The organism is Citrobacter sp. Cb080, from assembly GCF_030334745.1.
GTDB lineage: Bacteria > Pseudomonadota > Gammaproteobacteria > Enterobacterales > Enterobacteriaceae > Citrobacter > Citrobacter braakii.
Window position 1 is genome coordinate 242,963 of the sequence record NZ_JAOWDG010000069.1, and the last position, 18,626, is coordinate 261,588.

Annotated in this window: 17 protein-coding genes; 7 read left to right on the forward strand and 10 right to left on the reverse strand. The window is 48.2% G+C overall.

What is annotated here, in order from left to right:
• The first annotated feature begins 54 nt into the window (after positions 1-54).
• The 4 genes from OGV38_RS13835 to OGV38_RS13850 all read left to right on the forward strand — a co-directional run bounded on the left by OGV38_RS13835 (position 55) and on the right by OGV38_RS13850 (position 3,338).
• Positions 55-1,008 (forward strand): cation diffusion facilitator family transporter, encoded by a 954-nt coding sequence (locus tag OGV38_RS13835; RefSeq protein WP_001198018.1) that lies wholly within the window; start codon positions 55-57, stop codon positions 1,006-1,008.
• Between the two features lie 111 nt (positions 1,009-1,119).
• The gene (locus OGV38_RS13840; protein ID WP_011977761.1) at positions 1,120-1,494 is read left to right on the forward strand and encodes a cytochrome b562; all 375 of its coding nucleotides are present in this window, start codon (positions 1,120-1,122) and stop codon (positions 1,492-1,494) included.
• Positions 1,495-1,931: 437 nt separating this feature from the next.
• Positions 1,932-2,513, forward strand: coding sequence for a cytochrome b/b6 domain-containing protein (locus OGV38_RS13845; RefSeq protein ID WP_046481655.1), 582 nt, complete (start codon positions 1,932-1,934; stop codon positions 2,511-2,513).
• A gap of 135 nt (positions 2,514-2,648) precedes the next feature.
• Positions 2,649-3,338, forward strand: a complete 690-nt coding sequence (locus OGV38_RS13850; protein WP_016240364.1) for a VIT1/CCC1 transporter family protein — start codon at positions 2,649-2,651, stop codon at positions 3,336-3,338.
• 142 nt (positions 3,339-3,480) lie between these two features.
• Here OGV38_RS13850 and OGV38_RS13855 read toward each other — a convergent pair whose 3' ends face one another.
• The 4 genes from OGV38_RS13855 to OGV38_RS13870 form a co-directional block, all read right to left on the reverse strand.
• A complete protein-coding gene (locus OGV38_RS13855) occupies positions 3,481-3,729 on the reverse strand; it encodes a hypothetical protein (RefSeq protein ID WP_226991648.1) in 249 nt (82 codons plus the stop codon).
• Positions 3,730-4,065: 336 nt separating this feature from the next.
• Positions 4,066-4,416 carry a hypothetical protein gene (locus OGV38_RS13860; RefSeq protein ID WP_130714849.1) on the reverse strand — a complete coding sequence of 117 codons (351 nt, stop codon included), beginning with the start codon at positions 4,414-4,416 and terminating at the stop codon, positions 4,066-4,068.
• The gene (locus OGV38_RS13865; protein ID WP_286473583.1) at positions 4,403-5,152 is read right to left on the reverse strand and encodes a lysozyme inhibitor LprI family protein; all 750 of its coding nucleotides are present in this window, start codon (positions 5,150-5,152) and stop codon (positions 4,403-4,405) included. The genes OGV38_RS13860 and OGV38_RS13865 overlap by 14 nt, the downstream gene beginning before the upstream one ends.
• Positions 5,153-5,771: 619 nt before the next feature.
• Entirely contained in the window at positions 5,772-7,259 is a 1,488-nt protein-coding gene (locus tag OGV38_RS13870) for a recombinase family protein (protein WP_130714847.1), read from the reverse strand.
• 34 nt (positions 7,260-7,293) lie between these two features.
• Here OGV38_RS13870 and OGV38_RS13875 point away from each other — a divergent pair, with 34 nt between their 5' ends.
• Positions 7,294-8,886 carry an ABC-F family ATPase gene (locus OGV38_RS13875; RefSeq protein WP_094168566.1) on the forward strand — a complete coding sequence of 531 codons (1,593 nt, stop codon included), beginning with the start codon at positions 7,294-7,296 and terminating at the stop codon, positions 8,884-8,886.
• Between the two features lie 143 nt (positions 8,887-9,029).
• On the opposite strand, the gene OGV38_RS13880 is transcribed toward OGV38_RS13875, so the two are convergent.
• From OGV38_RS13880 to OGV38_RS13895, 4 genes are all read right to left on the reverse strand, one after another.
• Positions 9,030-10,292: a DUF1479 domain-containing protein gene (locus OGV38_RS13880; RefSeq protein WP_269517563.1), complete on the reverse strand. Its 1,263-nt coding sequence runs from the start codon at positions 10,290-10,292 to the stop codon at positions 9,030-9,032.
• Between the two features lie 153 nt (positions 10,293-10,445).
• The gene (locus OGV38_RS13885; RefSeq protein WP_286473592.1) at positions 10,446-11,261 is read right to left on the reverse strand and encodes a Cof-type HAD-IIB family hydrolase; all 816 of its coding nucleotides are present in this window, start codon (positions 11,259-11,261) and stop codon (positions 10,446-10,448) included.
• A 121-nt stretch (positions 11,262-11,382) separates the two neighbouring features.
• On the reverse strand, positions 11,383-13,815 hold the full coding sequence (locus OGV38_RS13890; protein ID WP_269517560.1) for a glycyl radical protein: 2,433 nt from the start codon (positions 13,813-13,815) through the stop codon (positions 11,383-11,385).
• Between the two features lie 5 nt (positions 13,816-13,820).
• The gene (locus OGV38_RS13895) at positions 13,821-14,720 is read right to left on the reverse strand and encodes a glycyl-radical enzyme activating protein (RefSeq protein WP_016152383.1); all 900 of its coding nucleotides are present in this window, start codon (positions 14,718-14,720) and stop codon (positions 13,821-13,823) included.
• 132 nt (positions 14,721-14,852) lie between these two features.
• Between OGV38_RS13895 and fsa the strand changes: the two genes are divergently transcribed.
• Positions 14,853-15,515, forward strand: coding sequence for a fructose-6-phosphate aldolase (gene fsa, locus OGV38_RS13900; protein ID WP_019076360.1), 663 nt, complete (start codon positions 14,853-14,855; stop codon positions 15,513-15,515).
• A 119-nt stretch (positions 15,516-15,634) separates the two neighbouring features.
• Here the strand turns inward: fsa and moeB are convergent, their stop codons facing one another.
• Positions 15,635-16,384, reverse strand: coding sequence for a molybdopterin-synthase adenylyltransferase MoeB (gene moeB, locus OGV38_RS13905; protein ID WP_016156078.1), 750 nt, complete (start codon positions 16,382-16,384; stop codon positions 15,635-15,637).
• Entirely contained in the window at positions 16,384-17,619 is a 1,236-nt protein-coding gene (gene moeA / locus OGV38_RS13910; RefSeq protein WP_115190784.1) for a molybdopterin molybdotransferase MoeA, read from the reverse strand. The genes moeB and moeA overlap by 1 nt, the downstream gene beginning before the upstream one ends.
• Before the next feature lie 176 nt (positions 17,620-17,795).
• On the opposite strand from moeA, the gene OGV38_RS13915 reads away from it, so the two are divergent.
• Positions 17,796-18,584 carry an aminoglycoside adenylyltransferase family protein gene (locus OGV38_RS13915; RefSeq protein ID WP_216426027.1) on the forward strand — a complete coding sequence of 263 codons (789 nt, stop codon included), beginning with the start codon at positions 17,796-17,798 and terminating at the stop codon, positions 18,582-18,584.
• Positions 18,585-18,626 lie beyond the last annotated feature (42 nt).

Consider the following 18,626-nt stretch of genomic DNA (forward strand, 5'->3'; position numbering starts at 1 on the left):
GGGAAGGATAGTCTGTTTAGTATTAACTGTTGATGCTGTTATAAGGAGTTTCTGGTGCAGGTAAACAAATTTACGGATGATATTGATATTAGTTCTCATGAGCGTTTCATCGCGGCCCGTAAAAGTACGTGGGTTAGTGTGCTTGTTAATTGTTTTCTGACATCCGGGCAGGTGATTACTGGTATATTTTCTGGATCTCAGGGACTTATCGCGGATGGTATTCATTCCCTGTCTGATTTAGTCTCAGACTTTGTTGTACTCATTGCAAACCATAAAAGTAAAAAAAATCCCGATGATGACCATCACTACGGTCATCATCGTTATGAAAATGGTGCATCATTAATTCTGGGGACAATTTTATTTATTGTTGGCATCGGCATGTTATGGTCAGCAGTAAATAAAATGAAACAACCAGATGATATTCCTCAGGTACATATTGTTGCTCTGTGGGTGGCTTTAGCCGCACTGGTTATCAAAGAGCTTCTTTTTCGCTATATGCTTGCCGTAGCAACCCGAGTAAAATCCACTATGCTGGTCGCTAATGCCTGGCATGCACGCTCTGATGCCGCTTCGTCTTTGGTTGTGGCTATTGGTATTATTGGGAACTTATCAGGTTTTAAATTACTCGACCCAGTTGCTGCAATGGTTGTCGGACTGATTGTAACCAGAATGGGATATTCATTTATGTCAGATTCGCTTCATGACTTGATGGACAGATCCGTGGATATTGAAACTGAAAATAAAATAAAAACCACATTATTGTCAACGCCTGGAGTTGAAGGTATCCATGATCTCAAAACCCGTAAAATGGGAGATCTTGTTGTTGTTGATGTTCATCTGGAAATTAATGGTAATTTATCAGTGAAAGTAGGGCATGACATTGCTGTTTTAGCCAGGAAATCAGTTTTAGATAATCATCATGTATTAAATGTCATGACGCATGTTGACCCTTTTTTTAAGGAGGTAAGTGGCCTTGATTATGGAAGTGTAAATAATCATAAACAATAATTTTAATGCTGATTTTCTTCGGGGAAATTGGCAAATAATTATTTTCTTTGCTCAATGTTACGTCTTCGGATTGTGATTTTTTTAAATGATAGTAAACAATGTGGGGTTATTATGAGAAAAATTATGCATAGTGTTATAATAGGAACAGCCCTTGTTTTATCTACCAGTGTAATAGCTGGTTCTGACGGTGTTGAACATGCCATGAAGATGATGAATAAAAGCTACCGCGCAGCACTTAAGGAGGAGGACGTTACATCTTTCAGGAAAGATATGCAGGATCTGAAATCAACAGCAGAGTCCATCTTGAACGGCCCGGTAGAGGGGTATGACAGGGAAACGTATGTTGCAGGTATGTCACTTCTGATTGATGAGGTAACTGCTGTTGAAAGTACCGCTGAAAAGGAAGGTCTTGACGCTGGGAAAATTGCAGCACAGAAACTGGGCAGTATGATGAGAAAATACCATAATAAACTTGGCGTTGACTGAACCGGGAACTATCAGGAGAAAGTAGATATGCTGGAAAGATATCCCGGAACTGACATGATATAGCTGCTTGTATTAGAATGGATAGTTATGCCCTGGTGAAGAAATTCTAATACGTTATCTTATCTGCTCAGTACATATAAAAATGTTGGGGTCGCAAACATGCTTACCGATGCTACATTGCCTCAACATAAGCTAAGTCCTATTGATGTTGCACGGGGCGGATATACCCGCTTCGTGCTTCACTGAAACATACTGATGATCTCTTGGCTGGAAAAACACTTCTTCATGGTAATCTCTTCATATTACTGATGTGATGTACTATAGGTTTAGATACCATTCTCTGATTAAAGAGTATTGTTTAGTTCCGATAAGTTAAGGTTTCGTTAATAAAAAGGCATGTTGATTTGGTCAACCACCCCTAACAAAGTGGCTAAATTATGAATGAAAATTTACGTAATGCTCTCCCTCACAAAGACACACCATTTCTACGTGTGCTTCATATCATCTTAGCTGTATTGATTTTATTGCAGATTGTTAGTTCAAATCTTACCGAAAGCGATGCTCTCAGTGACTATACTCTCACAGGGTTCGTTACATGGTTCCATGTTATCACTGGATTATCACTGATTGTTCTTGGGTTAATCATGCTTGCATGGATGCTGACACAACGAGGATTTCATTACTATTTTGCTTGGCTGACTCTTGATTTTCGAGGTGTGGTTGAAGATATCAAAATGCTGATGTCATTCCGTCTCCCTGAAGCTCATGCTGGTGGGATTGCTGCCTTAGTCCAGGGGCTTGGTGTACTTGCGCTATTGGGCGTTGCATCATGTGGTGGTTTCTGGTTTGCACTCAATACAATTCCTGGAATGTCGCCAGTGCTGACAGAAAGTGTCCTAAATTTGCATAAGTTTCTGACTGTATTTATTGAAACCTATTTCTGGGCGCATGGTTCGATGGGGTTGCTGCATATATTTCTCACCATCCGTAGCCAAAGGAAAAATTCCGTTACGGAATAGTGTGATAGATTGATGATTAATAAAGTGTGCTGTAATGGCTGGATAAAATTGACTACAATAGTTTAATTATCTGTCAAGGCATTCTTATATGTCCGTAATTCCGATTAGTGTGCGTAGTTGAAGGAAAGCAAAGATATGCATCTTGAACGACACAGCATCGAAAAAGTGGGATGGCTTCGGGCGGCTGTACTGGGGGCAAATGACGGAATTGTTTCGACAGCAAGCCTTGTCCTTGGTGTTGCGTCAGCAAACACCAGTTCTTCGGGAGTTTTACTTGCTGGTGTTGCCGGACTGGTTTCTGGTGCGATGTCGATGGCAACGGGAGAATATGTTTCAGTCTCATCTCAGGCTGATACCGAAAACGCTGCACTTGCTCAGGAAAAAAGGGAGTTGGAAACCGATTATGAAGGTGAAATGCAGGAACTGACTTCACTTTATATACAACGTGGACTGGATCCTGTGCTTGCCTATAGGGTTGCAGAGCAGCTCATGGCGAGAAATGCTCTGGATGCTCATGCCCGTGAAGAACTTGGGCTGACGGATACAAACTCTGCACAGCCCCTTCAGGCTGCTGTCTTTTCTGCTCTGAGTTTTTCTGCTGGTGCCGTGTTACCTTTAATAGTTGCATGGTTATCTCCTCCAAAGCAGGTTTTTTTGTTTATTATCCTTTCCACCCTTTTTTCACTGGTGGTCCTTGGTTATATATCCTCTGTTGCAGGTAAAGCACCTCCTGTCAGGGCGATCATAAGAATTATGTTCTGGAGTACACTGGCTATGTTTTTGTCGATGGGGATTGGTCATTTTGCAGGGCAGGTCCTGCTTTAATGTTCTGTCGCGATATTTCGAGTCGTATGTCATAAAAAAAAACGCTAATGTAGCTCCTTACAGGTTTTATTCCCCTTGGTACAGTGTCCATTGAAGAAAGATGCAGGGGCTTGGCCCCTGCATTTGAAGAGAATAAATAATGTTACTTAAGACAAATCTCCCGATCATAGACTCCACCATTCACAGCCAACATTTGCCTTTTCTTTTTTGAAATCATACCAGTCATGATTTGCGAATCATCTAAAAAAATACCTTCAAATGTTCCAGGACGTGCATTCCATCCTGCAATAATTACTGTATCTCCAACGTTTAACTTTGCTACCTTATCGTTATTATAATCCGTATTTTCAAAAATAAACTTTAGTCCTTCATTTGAACCAGAAATATACAATGTAACTAACGGATTCTTACTGAATGTAACAGTACCGATTTTTTTATTTTACCTGTAACCATCAATCGACACTTTTTGAAATCGTTTGTTGCCCGGAATTCGTGTTCTTTAAATCGTGCATAAACCTCTTCGGTTGTATACAGTCTTGGAAGTATATCGATTATCGATGATTTTGTTTATTGTTCGGTTTGTTGTAAAGATGCTGAACCTCCGTTTGATAACTGTATTGATTCAGTTGTTCTGGCTTGGCATGGTGTTATTGCTATTCCGTTCAATATATAAAGTCCGAAGAAGAAGGCAACAGTTGCAGTTGACTTTTTATAGTGTGAGGCCATTTTATTTCTCCATAACTTCTATCTTAACAATGTGCACACCATTACGATATATTTTCACGTTGTCAGGCGGGGACTTAACTGCTTTACGGATGTCATTCATTATATCTCGCGATAACATATCGCAGCTTTCCATATACATCACCTTACGGGGAGCGGTATCTGATATGTTCCTGAAACTACTATGGACCCATGAGTCAGGTATTTCGATTCCATGTATCAGCTTCATATACTCAACGATGAACGTCTCGGTCAGGTAAAATCGCCCGACCGTGTATTTTCCTTGATAGGCATTGTCTGATGATTGTGCTAAATAGTCATGTTCCAATACTACTGTTAAGTCATTGTTTTCCATTTTCAGACTCCAGTTCAGTAATGCGTTTATTGGTCATGTCAATTAAGCATTGAGTATCTTTGTTGCAAATGGCTTGTTGCTTGATCCATTTTCGCTGCGATGGTAGTAAAGATTTTCGTGTTTCAGATGGCAGTTCTTTCCATGTATCGTTAAGCTTTTTATCCGCAATATGATAATCTTCTTCCAGGGAAGACGGTGTTGTTAGCTTGTCATGATCGGTTGTGATGTTCTTTGCTTTATTCTGAGAATATACTTTATCAGCGCATGCCTTTTCCCAGCTTTTTGAGACCTTTGTAGCTATGTCCTCGATAAACATTTCACGAAGTGTATACCCATTTAATTTGGCGCCTTCTTCCAATATGAGGCGATATTCATAAGGAATGGCTTGCAATTGTTTATCAATATTCAGTTCAGGGTCGTCCGATTCTTTAATGAATACTTTAGCTTCTTCTATTGTCGGTGCTCCACGTTTGCATACATCGTCTTCATTTTTAAACATTTCTTTTGTTAACTTACGCACGGGCTTATCTGGATTTGAGCACTTTTCTTTGATTCTGGCTTTAATGTTTGCGGACTGTTCATTGATGACCATACGGGCTGCCGTAGGGTCATTTTGATACATAGGACGTGCCAGAGGTCCATTTAGCAATATGAGTTCTATGTCATCTGATGTAGGTCCACCATTTAGGCAAAGTTCACTTGCTGGAAGTGCCAGAAGGTCATCTACGGTATCCATGTTACGGAAGCTGATGCGGTTATCTGAGATTGCTGTAGCTGTGTTCGAAAACAAAAAAAGCATTCAACAGCATGATATTAATAAGCTTTCTTAGCTTCATGTCTAAGTCTTTCCTTTTGCTATCGAAAAACTGTTCTTCATTCAGAAGACGAAAATTGGTTGGTTTTGAACCGAAGTCTGGTTGGAAAACTCGATTTTACATTGATCTATAAAATCTATCAATATTGAGAAATCGATCTGTAAAAACGATCGGTTGGGGCAAGGGAAAGAGGGTCGAGGCTGCAAAGGGTATTGTATTTAAAGGGTTTTCAAATGGTTCATATGCTTGATGCTAATGTGGGGCGGGGCTGCGGTTAGTCTTGAATATTGCGATTGGAAGGGATTCCCTCCGACTTTGTGCGGGTTTTCCTGCAACCAAAGAGTTGTTTCGATAAGAAGCGGAACAATGGGATCAGTATGTAGACGTAATGGATACTATGTAATTTAGAACCCTTTCTCTAAAACGCACTGTATCGAGTTTTACGGGGTTTTGGTATTAAATGATGATCATAGCAACTTTAATCGCTCTGGCAAGATACAGAGCGATTCATAGCGATTGAGCGATGTATAGACACTCATTTTAGACCCATGAATTAACGAGATCTAATATTTCTTTAGTATCAGTAATAAAACTAATTTTTTCACCATCCCAAAGGAAGCTCTGAATGTGTTTGTTTCTGTACAGAACTTTTATTCTCCATTTTTTACCTATATTATAGACGGTTATCTGTTCGATAACTCGCTTAAGCATCATGTTCAGTTCTTGTGGGTCTTTAATCTCCTGCAATAAATTCAAATCAAATGCCCGTTCTGAGATAATCATACTGTTCTGTTGCTTGATTTTTTCTTCAAGTTCGTGCAACTTATCCTCAAGGTTATTTATCGTTTGGATTACACTTGTCGGGATCTTAGACTCAGTGAGAAGCATGTCATTTAGCTCCTGAATCTTTAACTTTATTGTGTCTCGCTCTACCAATAATGCTCCATCAAGATTTGAGCGTTTCTCAAGCTTCAGTTTTCTCATTATCCGATAAAGTGCTACTTCTATATTTTTAAAATTTTTCGTTATGCTACACTTTCCATCTCTTGCATTAGCACAAACATGGTATTGATATGTTTTTCCAGAAGTAACGTGGAATTTTCTTACAAGAGAGCCCCCGCATTCGTGTTTTAATATTCCAGCGAAGGCATTGTGTTCAGACTTATATCCAGGCTTGTTTTGTTTCTGATCAGACTGTAAAAGCATGAATTCTTCTTTGCTGATAACTGCAGGGTAATAATTCTCTATGATATCAAGTAGAATGACTTTTCGATCTTTAGTTGTCTCAGATGTTTGATATGCACCGTAAAGTGCAACTGAGTTTATTGTTTTTCCAACCGTTGTATGATTCCAGCCAGTAGTACGTAATGGTCTATGACCTTCGTCGTTTAACGCTTTAGCGATTTTATTTGTTCCAAATCCTTCTCGTCGTAACTGAATTATTCTTTTGACCGAATCAACTCTGTCACTAAAATGAAATTTATCTTCTTTCCGTTCTAACCAGAAAGGCAGAATTTTGTTGATAACCTCACCGTTTAGTGCTCGTTGTCGTTGTTGTCTTTTCGTTTCGCGTAGGCGCTGCGATTTTTTCTCGGACTCTTTATAGGCAAGGTCCGCTGCAAGAGCTATCCTGATGACACTTACGAGGTCGTTGACGGATTCTTTGTTTAATAATAAACCATCGACCAGCGAAGCGATAAAGACGTTGTGTTGCAGAATCGACTTAATAATCTGTTGAGTCACGTCGATGCCTTGGCGACTCAGGCGGTCTAACGATTCAATGATGATAGTGGAACCCTGTTCAATCTGACCTTTCTCGATAGCCTCGAGCATGTCACCGAGTGATGGCCTGTTTCCCTCTTTGAATGCTGAGATTCCGAGGTCTTGAAAGTTCTTATCTGATAGAATCAAATTATTCGCATGTGCGTACTGTTCAGCAAGCTCAGTTTGACGTCTTACGGAGTCGCCTTGTTCTTGCTTCTTTGATGAGAATCTTATGTAAGAATATGCTTGTCCGTTTTGTTTCATAACCACCTCAGTAATTTACGAGAGAGTATCAATTTTGCTTCTTTGCAACAATATCACCATGCAGTTCGGCAGTAAGCCGCTGTTTGAAAATATTTCCGTCAAATTTGGCGGCGGCAACCGTTACGGCCTGATTGGCGCGAACGGTAGCGGTAAATCCACTTTTATGAAAATTCTCGGCGGCGACCTCGAACCGACGCTGGGCAACGTTTCCCTCGATCCGAACGAGCGTATTGGTAAGCTGCGTCAGGATCAGTTCGCCTTTGAAGAGTTCACCGTGCTTGACACCGTGATCATGGGTCATGGTGAACTGTGGGAAGTAAAGCAGGAGCGCGATCGCATTTACGCCCTGGCCGAAATGAGCGAAGAAGACGGCTATAAAGTTGCTGACCTTGAAGTTCAGTATGGCGAAATGGACGGCTACTCTGCGGAAGCGCGTGCGGGTGAACTGCTGCTGGGCGTAGGTATTCCGGTAGAACAGCATTATGGCCCGATGAGCGAAGTCGCCCCCGGCTGGAAGCTGCGTGTGCTTCTGGCACAGGCGCTGTTCTCTAACCCGGACATTCTGCTGCTCGACGAACCAACGAACAACCTGGATATCGACACCATCCGCTGGCTGGAGCAGACGCTGAACGAGCGTGACAGCACCATGATCATCATTTCGCACGACCGTCACTTCCTGAACATGGTCTGTACGCACATGGCGGATCTGGACTACGGCGAACTGCGTGTTTATCCGGGTAACTACGACGAATATATGACGGCGGCAACCCAGGCGCGTGAACGTCTGCTGGCTGATAACGCCAAGAAAAAAGCGCAGATTGCCGATCTGCAATCCTTCGTCAGCCGCTTTAGCGCCAACGCATCTAAATCTCGTCAGGCGACTTCTCGTGCGCGTCAGATTGATAAGATCAAGCTTGACGAAGTGAAGGCGTCCAGCCGTCAGAACCCGTTCATCCGCTTCGAACAGGATAAGAAACTGTTCCGTAACGCGCTGGAAGTGGAAGCGCTGACGAAAGGGTTTGATGAAGGTCCGTTGTTTAAAAACTTTAACCTGCTGCTGGAAGTCGGTGAGAAAATTGCCATTCTGGGTGCCAACGGCGTGGGTAAATCAACCATGCTGAAAACGCTGGTCGGCGAATTACAGCCGGATAACGGTACCGTGAAATGGTCTGAAAACGCCCAGGTTGGTTACTACGCGCAGGATCACGAGTACGAATTCGAAAACGATCTGACGGTCTTCGAGTGGATGAGTCAGTGGAAACAGGAAGGCGATGATGAGCAGGTAGTACGTAGCTTCCTTGGTCGCTTGCTGTTCAGCCAGGACGATATCAAGAAACCTGCTAAAGTGCTGTCCGGTGGTGAAAAAGGACGCATGCTGTTCGGTAAGTTGATGATGCAGAAGCCGAATATCCTGGTAATGGATGAACCGACCAACCACCTGGATATGGAATCTATCGAGTCGCTGAATATGGCGCTGGAAATGTACCAGGGCACGCTGATCTTCGTTTCTCACGACCGTGAGTTCGTCAGTTCGTTGGCAACCCGCGTGATTGAAATTACGCCGGAACGCGTAATCGACTTCACCGGTAACTACGAAGATTACCTGCGTAGCAAGGGCGTCGAATAATTTTCCCGTCGTCTTTCGTGTTACAGGTGTGTTGGCTGCACCTGTACACCCCGGTCACTTACTTGTGTAAGCTTGCGGGGATTTACAGGCTGGCCGCCTTCCTGTAACGCGAAATACTTAGGGAAACTTGTGTAAGTTACAGATTAAATAATCCCCAGCGCACGCTTGCCATGGATATTCAAATCATCCAGCGTGAAGCGTCCTTCCCAATTAGTTTCATAATCCTCGCGTGGGAAATCACCTGGCGATACGCCTTTTTCCAGCGCGGCCTTCACTTTATGGGCGTAGGCCAGATTCTTTTCGCACATCGGTGCGGCAGGGATGTACATCACGTTGCCCCAACCCTGCTGATTTTCTACCGGCGCGACGGAGTGGATCACATCGCAATGCCACCAGACGGAGTCTCCGGCGTCCAGTTGCGGAATGCTGGTTAACGCTTCAATCAGCAGCGGATGCCATTGCGCAGAAATCGGCAGAACTCTGCCGGGCGCAACGCCGCAAAGTTCATCTTCCGGCACATCGTCAAGCAATGGACGTAACAGTACCCAGGCCATCGCTTCAGGGATAGGGACCACGTGCAACAACCCCTGACCTGGCAGCATATCAGAGAGAGCAGTCCAGCCCTGGAAGGTACGGAATACTGAACATTTGGTGGTGTTATCCACCGTGTACTCTTCTACTTCAGTGCGATGCGCGGCCTGCCACGGATCGTAGTCTTCCAGCTTACCATTGAAAACATTAGCAAAGACCTGCTGATATGCCGGCAGAAGCCAGCGTTCCAGCGCACCGGAATCCGTATGCGCGCCCAGCCCTTTGGACGTCGTTCCCGGTGGACGACGGCGTATGCGGTCGGGGTAGATAACGCTGACATCCGGGTTAAACCATTGCTTACCTTCGCCTGCAAATGTCCAAAGACGGTTGAGAAATGACTGCGCATTTGCCATTTCTTCACTCTGACGGGCCTGCATCTGCGCCTGGGACCAGTAGATGGGGTAGATTTCAGGCCGCGATGCGCTCAGGGTACCAAAGAAATTATCACCCGGTCCTTGGTAAACGTCGTCAAAATGGTTGCGGTCCAGATAGTCCAGCATTGACCTATCCCAATCGAGGGCTTGTTCGCGAGAGAAATGGCCTTTAATGACCGCGCATCCGCGACGCTTAATTTCTTCACGCTGCTCAGTACTCACGCGACCTGCCTTGATATCCGCATAGGACAACACAGGCCATACCGGAGAGCCTTGCGCTTTGAGGGCGTTGATTTCCGCCACGCGATTAGCAATGGCCTCGCTCAACTGATTGAAAATCGACTGAACATCTCCAAGCTGTTCACGCAATTGCTTTTTCATCTGCCGGATTGCCGCTTTGTGATCGGTGGGCAACGTGTCGCTGGTAAAAGTAAAAGCCATATCCACCTCGTATTAACTTTCATTCGAAACTTATTTAAGTTACAGGTGATAATATAAGTTAAAATTTAGTTAACGCAAGTTTAAAATTTGATGGTGTGAGAAACATGAAAAAGCGTGGAAACCGGGGCAAGGGGATACCCCGGTTGGGCAGGATTAGCAATTAAAAGGGGAAGTGTTATCCAGCACCGCCTGAATCACGTTCAGCGCGCCCTGATGGTTATTGTCATCGGTCTGATAGCGGGCAATTGATTTGATACTCTCTGCCGCGTTGGCCATGGCGAAAGAGTAGCGCGCCATTTTCAGCATTTCTGCGTCATTGCCGCTATCGCCAATGGCGACCACGTTTTGCGGGGATAGGTTCCAGCGCTTTAGCAGACGGCTGATTCCGTTGGCTTTATGCAAACCTGGAATGATCAGGTCAATAAACCCAAAGCCGCTGGTGACGGGTTTCATTATACCGTCAAGGGCAGAATGAAGGTGATCGATCACTAATGGGATTTGTTGGTCCGGTAAATTCAGCGAGAACTTGAACAGCACATCATCGATGTCCTGATAATCCTTCACGGGTTTCAGGCGATGGTAGTGTTTTGACATCAATGCGACAAAGGACTCGGGGGCATTTTCGCTAACGTAGGCGCTTTGCAGGCCGCAAGCCACAAAGTTGAGATGCGTATCTTTGAGCAGTTCGCCAATGACAATGCGGGATTCGTGGCGGGTCAGCTCACCGTGAAACAGCTGTTTGCCATGTTCAAAGACTAACGCCCCGTTCTCGGCAACAAAAGAGATCTCATCTTTGAGTTCCGGGAAAAAGGAGATCAGTTGGTAATACTGATTGCCGCTGGCCACGACAAATTCAATATCCCGTTTTTTTGGTTCCTGATACTGCGCCATAAAACGTGCAAGATCGTATTTTTTGGCGTCGTCGAGAAAAGTTCCGTCCATATCGGTGACGATAACTTTGATGGTCATACTTGCTCCTGGCTCATAACTGCGACCAGAAACATTTTAATAACAATGTGAGCTAAAGCACAAATTTATTTCATTCGAAAGAAGAATACCCGGCAAGCGAAATGCCGCCGGGTAAGGGGGATTACAGCATATGTTCAGTACGTGCGATGATATCGTCCTGCGCATCTGGAGACAGCGCGGTGAAGAAGGCCGAATAACCAGCTACACGGACCACCAGGTCACGATACTGATCCGGGTGCTTTTTGGCTTCCAGCAGCGTTTCACGGGAGACAATGTTGTACTGAATATGCCAGCCTTTGTGCTCTTCAAAGAAGGTACGCAGCAGGATCATCAGCTTTTGCTTATCGGATTCATTCTCCAGCGTGGCCGGGTTCAGCTTCTGGTTTAACAACACGCCGCCGAGGATTGAACCGGTCGGCAGTTTACCCACCGAGCCAATTACCGCTGTTGGGCCGAGATGGTCCGTTCCGGAAGCCGGGCTTGCGCCTTCTGCCAGCGGAGTGTGCGCCTTACGACCATCCGGTGTGGCCATCGTTGCCGCGCCAAACGGTACGTTTGCGGAGATCGATGAGGTACCCGCGTAGTAATTGCCGCCAACCGGGCCACGTCCGTAACGCGGATTATGATACTGTTTCAACTCATTGATATAGGTCTGATAAGCGCGGGCCAGCAGCGTATCAACGCTATCGTCATCGTTGCCGTATTTCGGTGCGCCGTTGATCAGCCGCTGGCGTAATTGTTCGTGGGTCAGACCGTCAAAATCGTCGGCCAGCGCGGCGGCCAGCTGTTGCTGACCGATAGCGCCTTGTTCAAAGACCAGTTTCTTCACCGCAGCCAGGCTGTTGCCGAGGTTGGCAATACCCACCTGCAAACCCGATACCCAGTCGTATTTCGCACCGCCTTGCTTAATGCTTTTCGCGCGTTCAATACAGTCATCTACCAGCGCAGAGCACAGAATATCGTGTACGTTCTCTTCCAGCATGGTGTCGACAACATACTCAATTTCGATAGATTTACGCGTGTAGTAGCGAATCTGCGCATCCCAGGCGTCCATCACTTCGTCGAAATTGTTGAAGTTACCAGCCGAGAGTGCTTTTTCCTGTGGCAGAAATACTTTACCGCTGGTGGCATCGCGACCACCTTCCAGCGCTGCCAGCATCACGCGGGCAAAGTTAATAAAGCTCATACCGGTACAGCGGTAGCCCCATTTGCCGCCAACGGCGGTTTCGATGCAACCAATGGCCGCATAGTCATAGGCGTCCTGCGGTTCAATGCCAAGCTTAATGAATTCAGGTATGACGATTTCGTCGTTATTAAAGGCAGGCATCCCGAAGCCGCAGCGGATCACCTGTACACAGGCATCCAGGAAATCATTACTCATCCCTGCATGATAACGCACGCTCAGGTTTGGCTGAGTAGAACGCAGGCGACCGCAGGATTCCAGAATAGCGTAGGAGAGCGGATTGACGGCATCCATTGCCTGACCGTTAACCAGGTTTTGGCCACCAATGGTCACGTTCTGATACAGCGGGCTACCCGCCGAGGCTTTCGAATGGGAGCCGGAGCGGATTTTGTTCACTTCCAACAGTTTCAGCCAGCAGCTGTGCAGCAGCTCAATGGCGTGCTCACGATCGAGGCTCTGGTTCAGTTCTACGTCACGACGGTAGAACGGATAGAGGTACTGATCCATGCGACCAAACGACACCGAGTGACCATTCGATTCAATTTGCAGGATCAACTGGATGAAATAGCACAACTGCAGCGCCTGCCAGAACGTTTTTGGCGGCTCATGGGCGATCACATCGCAGTTGTCCGCCATGGTCAGCAGTTCATCACGACGACTGGCGCGAGTTTCCGTGGCCGCCATTTTACGTGCCAGCGCGGCAAAGCGCTCAATGTGCAGACTGACGGCCTCCAGCACGATATCAATCGCTTTCAGAAACTGATCGCCATGGAGGTCTTCCAGACAAGTCAGATTGATGCGGGAACGACGTTCATCAACTTTGTGGCGCAGGCCGTCGAGACCTTTTTCCAGCAGCAGCGGGAAGTTTACCGCCAGGTGTGCATCACCAGAGGTCATGTTACCTTCGGCTTTGATAATGCCGGTTTCCAGCAGCCTTTTCTGCTCGTCCGTAAACATCCCGTAGCAGCGATCCTGCACGGTCTGACCACGCCACCATGGACACACCTCGTGCAACACGCGTTTGTTCTCTTCGCTTACCGCAAAGCCCGCGCCCGGCCTGTCGGCGAGGTCATCGATCTCTTTTTCAATCCACGACACGGTGTATTCCGGGAAGATTGGCGCGGCACGCACTTCGCTTGCCTGGTTACCAATGATCAGTTCGTCATGCTTGATCCAGATGGTGCGTTCCGCCAGATGATGGGCCAGCGCCAGCGCGCGGCGAACCGGGATAGGTTTATCCAGATGCTGTTGATACATCTCGGTATAGTGCTGGGCGCGCTCGGTACAAACCGGCGGCTTCACGATGTGGATCAGGGCCGTTTTATGCGCTTTGATACGGTCGCTGAGTGTGTCCAGTTTCAGAGTGGTCATGGCGATTATCCTCGTAGGGTCGCGGTTAAACCTTTCAGGCTGGCGTACTGCTGGGCAAATTCGAGCAGCGCAGGCGCATCAAGCGGTTTATCCGGTGCGTTGTAGGGTTGACTGAGTAAGTGGTATTTGTTGATGCCCAGCGTGTGGTAGGGCAAAAAATGGATCTCATCGACGTGAAGCTCGTCGGCAGCAAAATCGGTAATGGCCTGAATAGCGGCTTCGTCAGCGTTGAACCCCTGAATCAGGGGGACGCGGATAACCATTTTTTTACCGGCGGCGGCCAGTTTTTTCAGATTTTCCAGTACGCGAGAGGCGCTGCCATCGGTCCACTGTTTAAACGGCGCGTCGGCGACATGTTTTAAATCGGCCAGGAACAGGTCGACGTCAGGTAATGACGGTTCAATATACTTCCACGGGACATGCAGACAGGTTTCAACCGCTGTATGAATACCTGCATCGTGGCTGGCTTTGAGTAGCGCTGCCGCCAGTTCTGGCTGCATAAAGGGTTCACCGCCAGACAGGGTGAGGCCCCCGCCGCTGCGATCGTAAAACGGTTTATCACGCACTACGGTCGCCATGATGTCGTCCACGCTTTTTTCCTCTCCGCAGACGGTCAGCGCCTGGGTTGGACAGCAGTGGGTCAGCGCCGTGAGCGCATCATCGGTCAGTTTTTCGCGATGAATCAGCAATCCGCTCAGCGCGCGTTCAATCACCTTCGGTGCGGCCTGAGCACAGAGATCGCAACCGTCGAGGCACAAACGCGCGTCATAGAGCAGATCCTGCGTGCGGGCGCGGCTTTCCGGATTCTGGCACCACCGACAGCCCAGTGAGCATCCCTTAAGGAACACCACGGTACGGATACCGGGACCATCATGTGTGGAATAGCGCTGGATATTGAAAATCATAAGCGGCCTCTCATCTTTCGTATAAAGATTAAATTACTTTCGAATGAAAGTTATATTGACGTACGTCAACTAACCGTGAGGTTTCGCCGTGTTACCTTTTATTCATGCTAATTATTCGTTTGAGGAAAGGTTATGGAACTCTATTTAGATACGTCTGACGTTGACGCGGTAAAAGCTCTGGCGCGGGTTTTTCCGCTGGCAGGGGTGACCACTAACCCAAGCATTGTGGCGGCAGGTAAGCAGACGCTGGACGTGTTACTGCCGCAACTGCAGGAAGCGATGGGAGGGCAAGGACGCCTGTTTGCTCAGGTAATGGCGACCACCGCCGAAGGCATGGTCAGCGATGCGCGTAAGCTGCGGGCAATCATTGCGGATATCGTGGTCAAAGTGCCGGTCACGGCAGAAGGTCTGACGGCCATTAAATTGCTGAAAGAAGAGGGGATCCCGACGTTGGGTACCGCGGTATACGGCGCTGCTCAAGGGCTATTAGCTGCGCTTGCGGGGGCCGAATACGTTGCGCCATACGTTAACCGTGTGGATGCGCAGGGGGGGGACGGCATTCAGACGGTGACCGATCTGCAGACCTTACTGAAAATGCATGCCCCGCACGCCAAAGTACTGGCCGCCAGTTTTAAAACGCCGCGTCAGGCGCTGGATTGCCTGCTGGCAGGCTGCGAGTCCATCACGCTGCCGCTGGATGTCGCTCAGCAGATGATTAGCTCTCCGGCCGTTGATGCTGCCGTAGCGAAGTTCGAGCACGACTGGCAGAGCGCATTTGGACGCACTTCTCTGTAAGTCTGTTTTGCCGGATGGCGGCTGACACCTTATCCGGCCTACACAATGCGCTGTTGTAGGCCTGATTGGAGGCATTAGCATCGCCCTCTGGCAATAGTGCGGTGCCGACGATTTCTCTGCTAACTCCCGCAGACCTCACAGGTGGGATTGCGCATCAGCTTCATTTCGCGAAACTGGCAGGTCATGGCGTCGTACATGACGATTTTTCCTGACGCCGGTTTACCGTAGTTAGCCAGCAGCTTAATGGCTTCCATCGCCTGTAACGAGCCGATCACGCCGATCAGCGGGGCCATCACTCCGGCCTCTACGCAGGTCAGGGCGTTTTCACCGAACAGACGGCTCAGGCAACGGTAGCAGGGCTCTCCTTCCTGGTAGGTAAATACGGTAATTTGTCCTTCCATGCGAATTGCCGCACCGGAAACCAACGGAATCCTGGCGGCGAAGCATCCGGCATTCAACTGATTGCGGATGCTGACATTATCCGTACAGTCCAGCACCAAATCGTGTTCGGTAATAAGCGTGTGAATCTCGCTCTCGTCCAGCAGGGCATTCACCGGCGTAATGGCGATATAAGGGTTAATCCGCGCCAGTGCGTCGCGGGCGGATAGCACTTTTGGCTGTCCAACGGTCGCATCGCTGTGCAGCGTCTGGCGCTGGAGGTTCGACACGGAGACTGTGTCAAAGTCGAGCAAGGTTAAATGCCCGACGCCAGCGCCTGCAAGGTACTGAGTTGCTGCGCATCCCAGTCCCCCCACACCAACGACCAGTACCCGCGCGTCCTTGAGCGCTTCCTGACCTTCGAAATCGAAGCCGCGCAGAATGATTTGCCGGTTATAGCGCATCATCTCCTGGTCGCTGAGTTCTGCCATTACAGGCCTCCAAACAGTGCGTTAAACGGCTCGACCTCAACCCATTCGCCGGCTTCGACGTTACCGCGATCGCGCTCCAGCACGATAAAACAGTTACCCTGGCTAAAAGAGCTAAAAATATGCGAGCCCTGGTGCCCGGTAGTGGTGACTTCCAGTTCGCCTTCAGCGGTACGCTGCAATACGCCGCGCTGAAAATCCAGACGGCCAGGTGTTTTCTTCAGGCGTGAGGCGGTGCGCACGCGCTGGCGAGGCGGCAGTCCACAGGCGGTGTTGCCGCTGAGTTTCGCCAGGAGCGGTTGTACCAGTTGATAAAAGGTGAGGGCCGCAGACACTGGATTACCCGGCAGACCGCAAAACCAGCTGTTGCTCAGTTTGCCAAACGCGAACGGTTTGCCCGGTTTGATAGCCAGCTTCCAGAAGGCAATTTCTCCCAGCTCTTCCAGAATAGTTTTAGTGTAATCCGCTTCGCCTACTGAAACGCCGCCGGAACTGATGACGACATCGGCCTGGCTGTCGGCTTCGATAAACGCGGCGCGCAGCGCGTTGGGATCGTCGCGAATAATCCCCAGGTTGATCACTTCGCAGCCCAACTGTTGCAGCATCAGGTGAACGGTCAGACGGTTAGTGTCATAAATCTGCCCGTCTCCCAGCGGCTGACCTGGTAACTGCAGTTCATCACCGGTAGAGAACAGCGCCACGCGGACTTTGCGTACAACGGGAGCATCGGCAACACCGAGCGAAGCCAGAACGGGAAGCTCGCCGGTTGTCAGGCGAGTCCCGGCGGGAAACACCACCGCGCCGTTTGCAATATCTTCACCGCGCAGACGAATATTTTGCCCGCGGCGGACTTCGGCGGTAAAACGCACTCCGTCGTCAGTTTGTTCCGTTTGCTCCTGCATCACCACCGCTTCACAACCAGCAGGCACTGGGGCGCCGGTCATAATACGGATGCAGGTTCCCGCAGGCCACTCGCCATGGAAAGGTTGACCGGCAAAGGCTTTACCCGCCACCGCAAGCGGCTGATCAGATTGTAAATCGGCTAATCGTACCGCATAGCCATCCATTGCTGAGTTATCGAATCCCGGTACATCAATGGGGGAGACAACGTCGGTGGCCAGAATGCGGCCAAAGCATTGAACCAGCGGCAGCGTTTCGACGGCGGTGAGCGGGGTAATACGCGAAAGCATCTGAGAGAGAGCCGTTTCAAGCGGCATCAGTCCGGCGGTAAATTCCATGAGAAGACTCCTGCGGGGCAAAATCGAATCTGCTCATTATGTCAGAAAATGGACGCGGGCAGTATGCTACCTCAGGCTTAGAATCAGATCTGGTAAAGGTTTTGTGCCAGGGATAGCGCTGCAGGAAGAATGCAGTATAGACTCAATATTTCCGCTCATTTTTCCCTGGGGGCTAAATGGCTAATATTATTCCAGACGCAATTCGACGACAGGTGGAGGCCGCCAGTGCGTGCATCCGTCAGATTTTCGAGGGGAATCTCATTGCCCTTCATTTGTATGGCTCTGCGGTTGAAGGCGGCTTAAAACCCCAAAGCGACATTGATTTATTGGTCACCCTGCGTGAACCAATAAATGCCCGACAAAGAAAAAAACTGATGCAGGATTTGCTGACCATTTCAGCGCCTCCCGGCACCTCCGGGCCATATCGTGCGCTGGAAGTGACCGTGGTTCTGCACTCGCAGATCGTGCCGTGGCGATTCCCACCGGCGAGAGAAATGCAGTTTGGCGAATGGCTGCGTGATGATATTCGCGCTGGCGTGTTTGAACCGGCAATGGTGGATCCTGATCTTTCTATTCTGCTGACCCAGGCCCGGCGCGCCAGCGTACCGCTGTTCGGTGAACCGGCTGAGATGTTATTTAACGTCATTCCGTTTAGCGATGTATTGCAAACATTTCGGCATATCCTTGAGATGTGGCAGAAACCGGCTGATTTAGAGGGGGACGAGCGTAATATCATCCTTGCTCTGGCACGTATCTGGTATAGCGTGGTTACGGGTAATATTGTCGCTAAAGATGAGGCCGCATCCTGGCTTCTGCCGCAATTACCCGCTGAGCATGCTGATTTGCTGCAAGCGGCGCGTGCGGAATATCTGGGGTTAACCAAACATAACTGGGCAGCGTGTATGCCGTCTGTAGAACGCTTTGTGTTTTATGCAAAAAAACAGATTACCGATCGGCTTGAATAATTTAGCACCAACGTCGAGAGATCTCCTTTCCGTTAAACACAT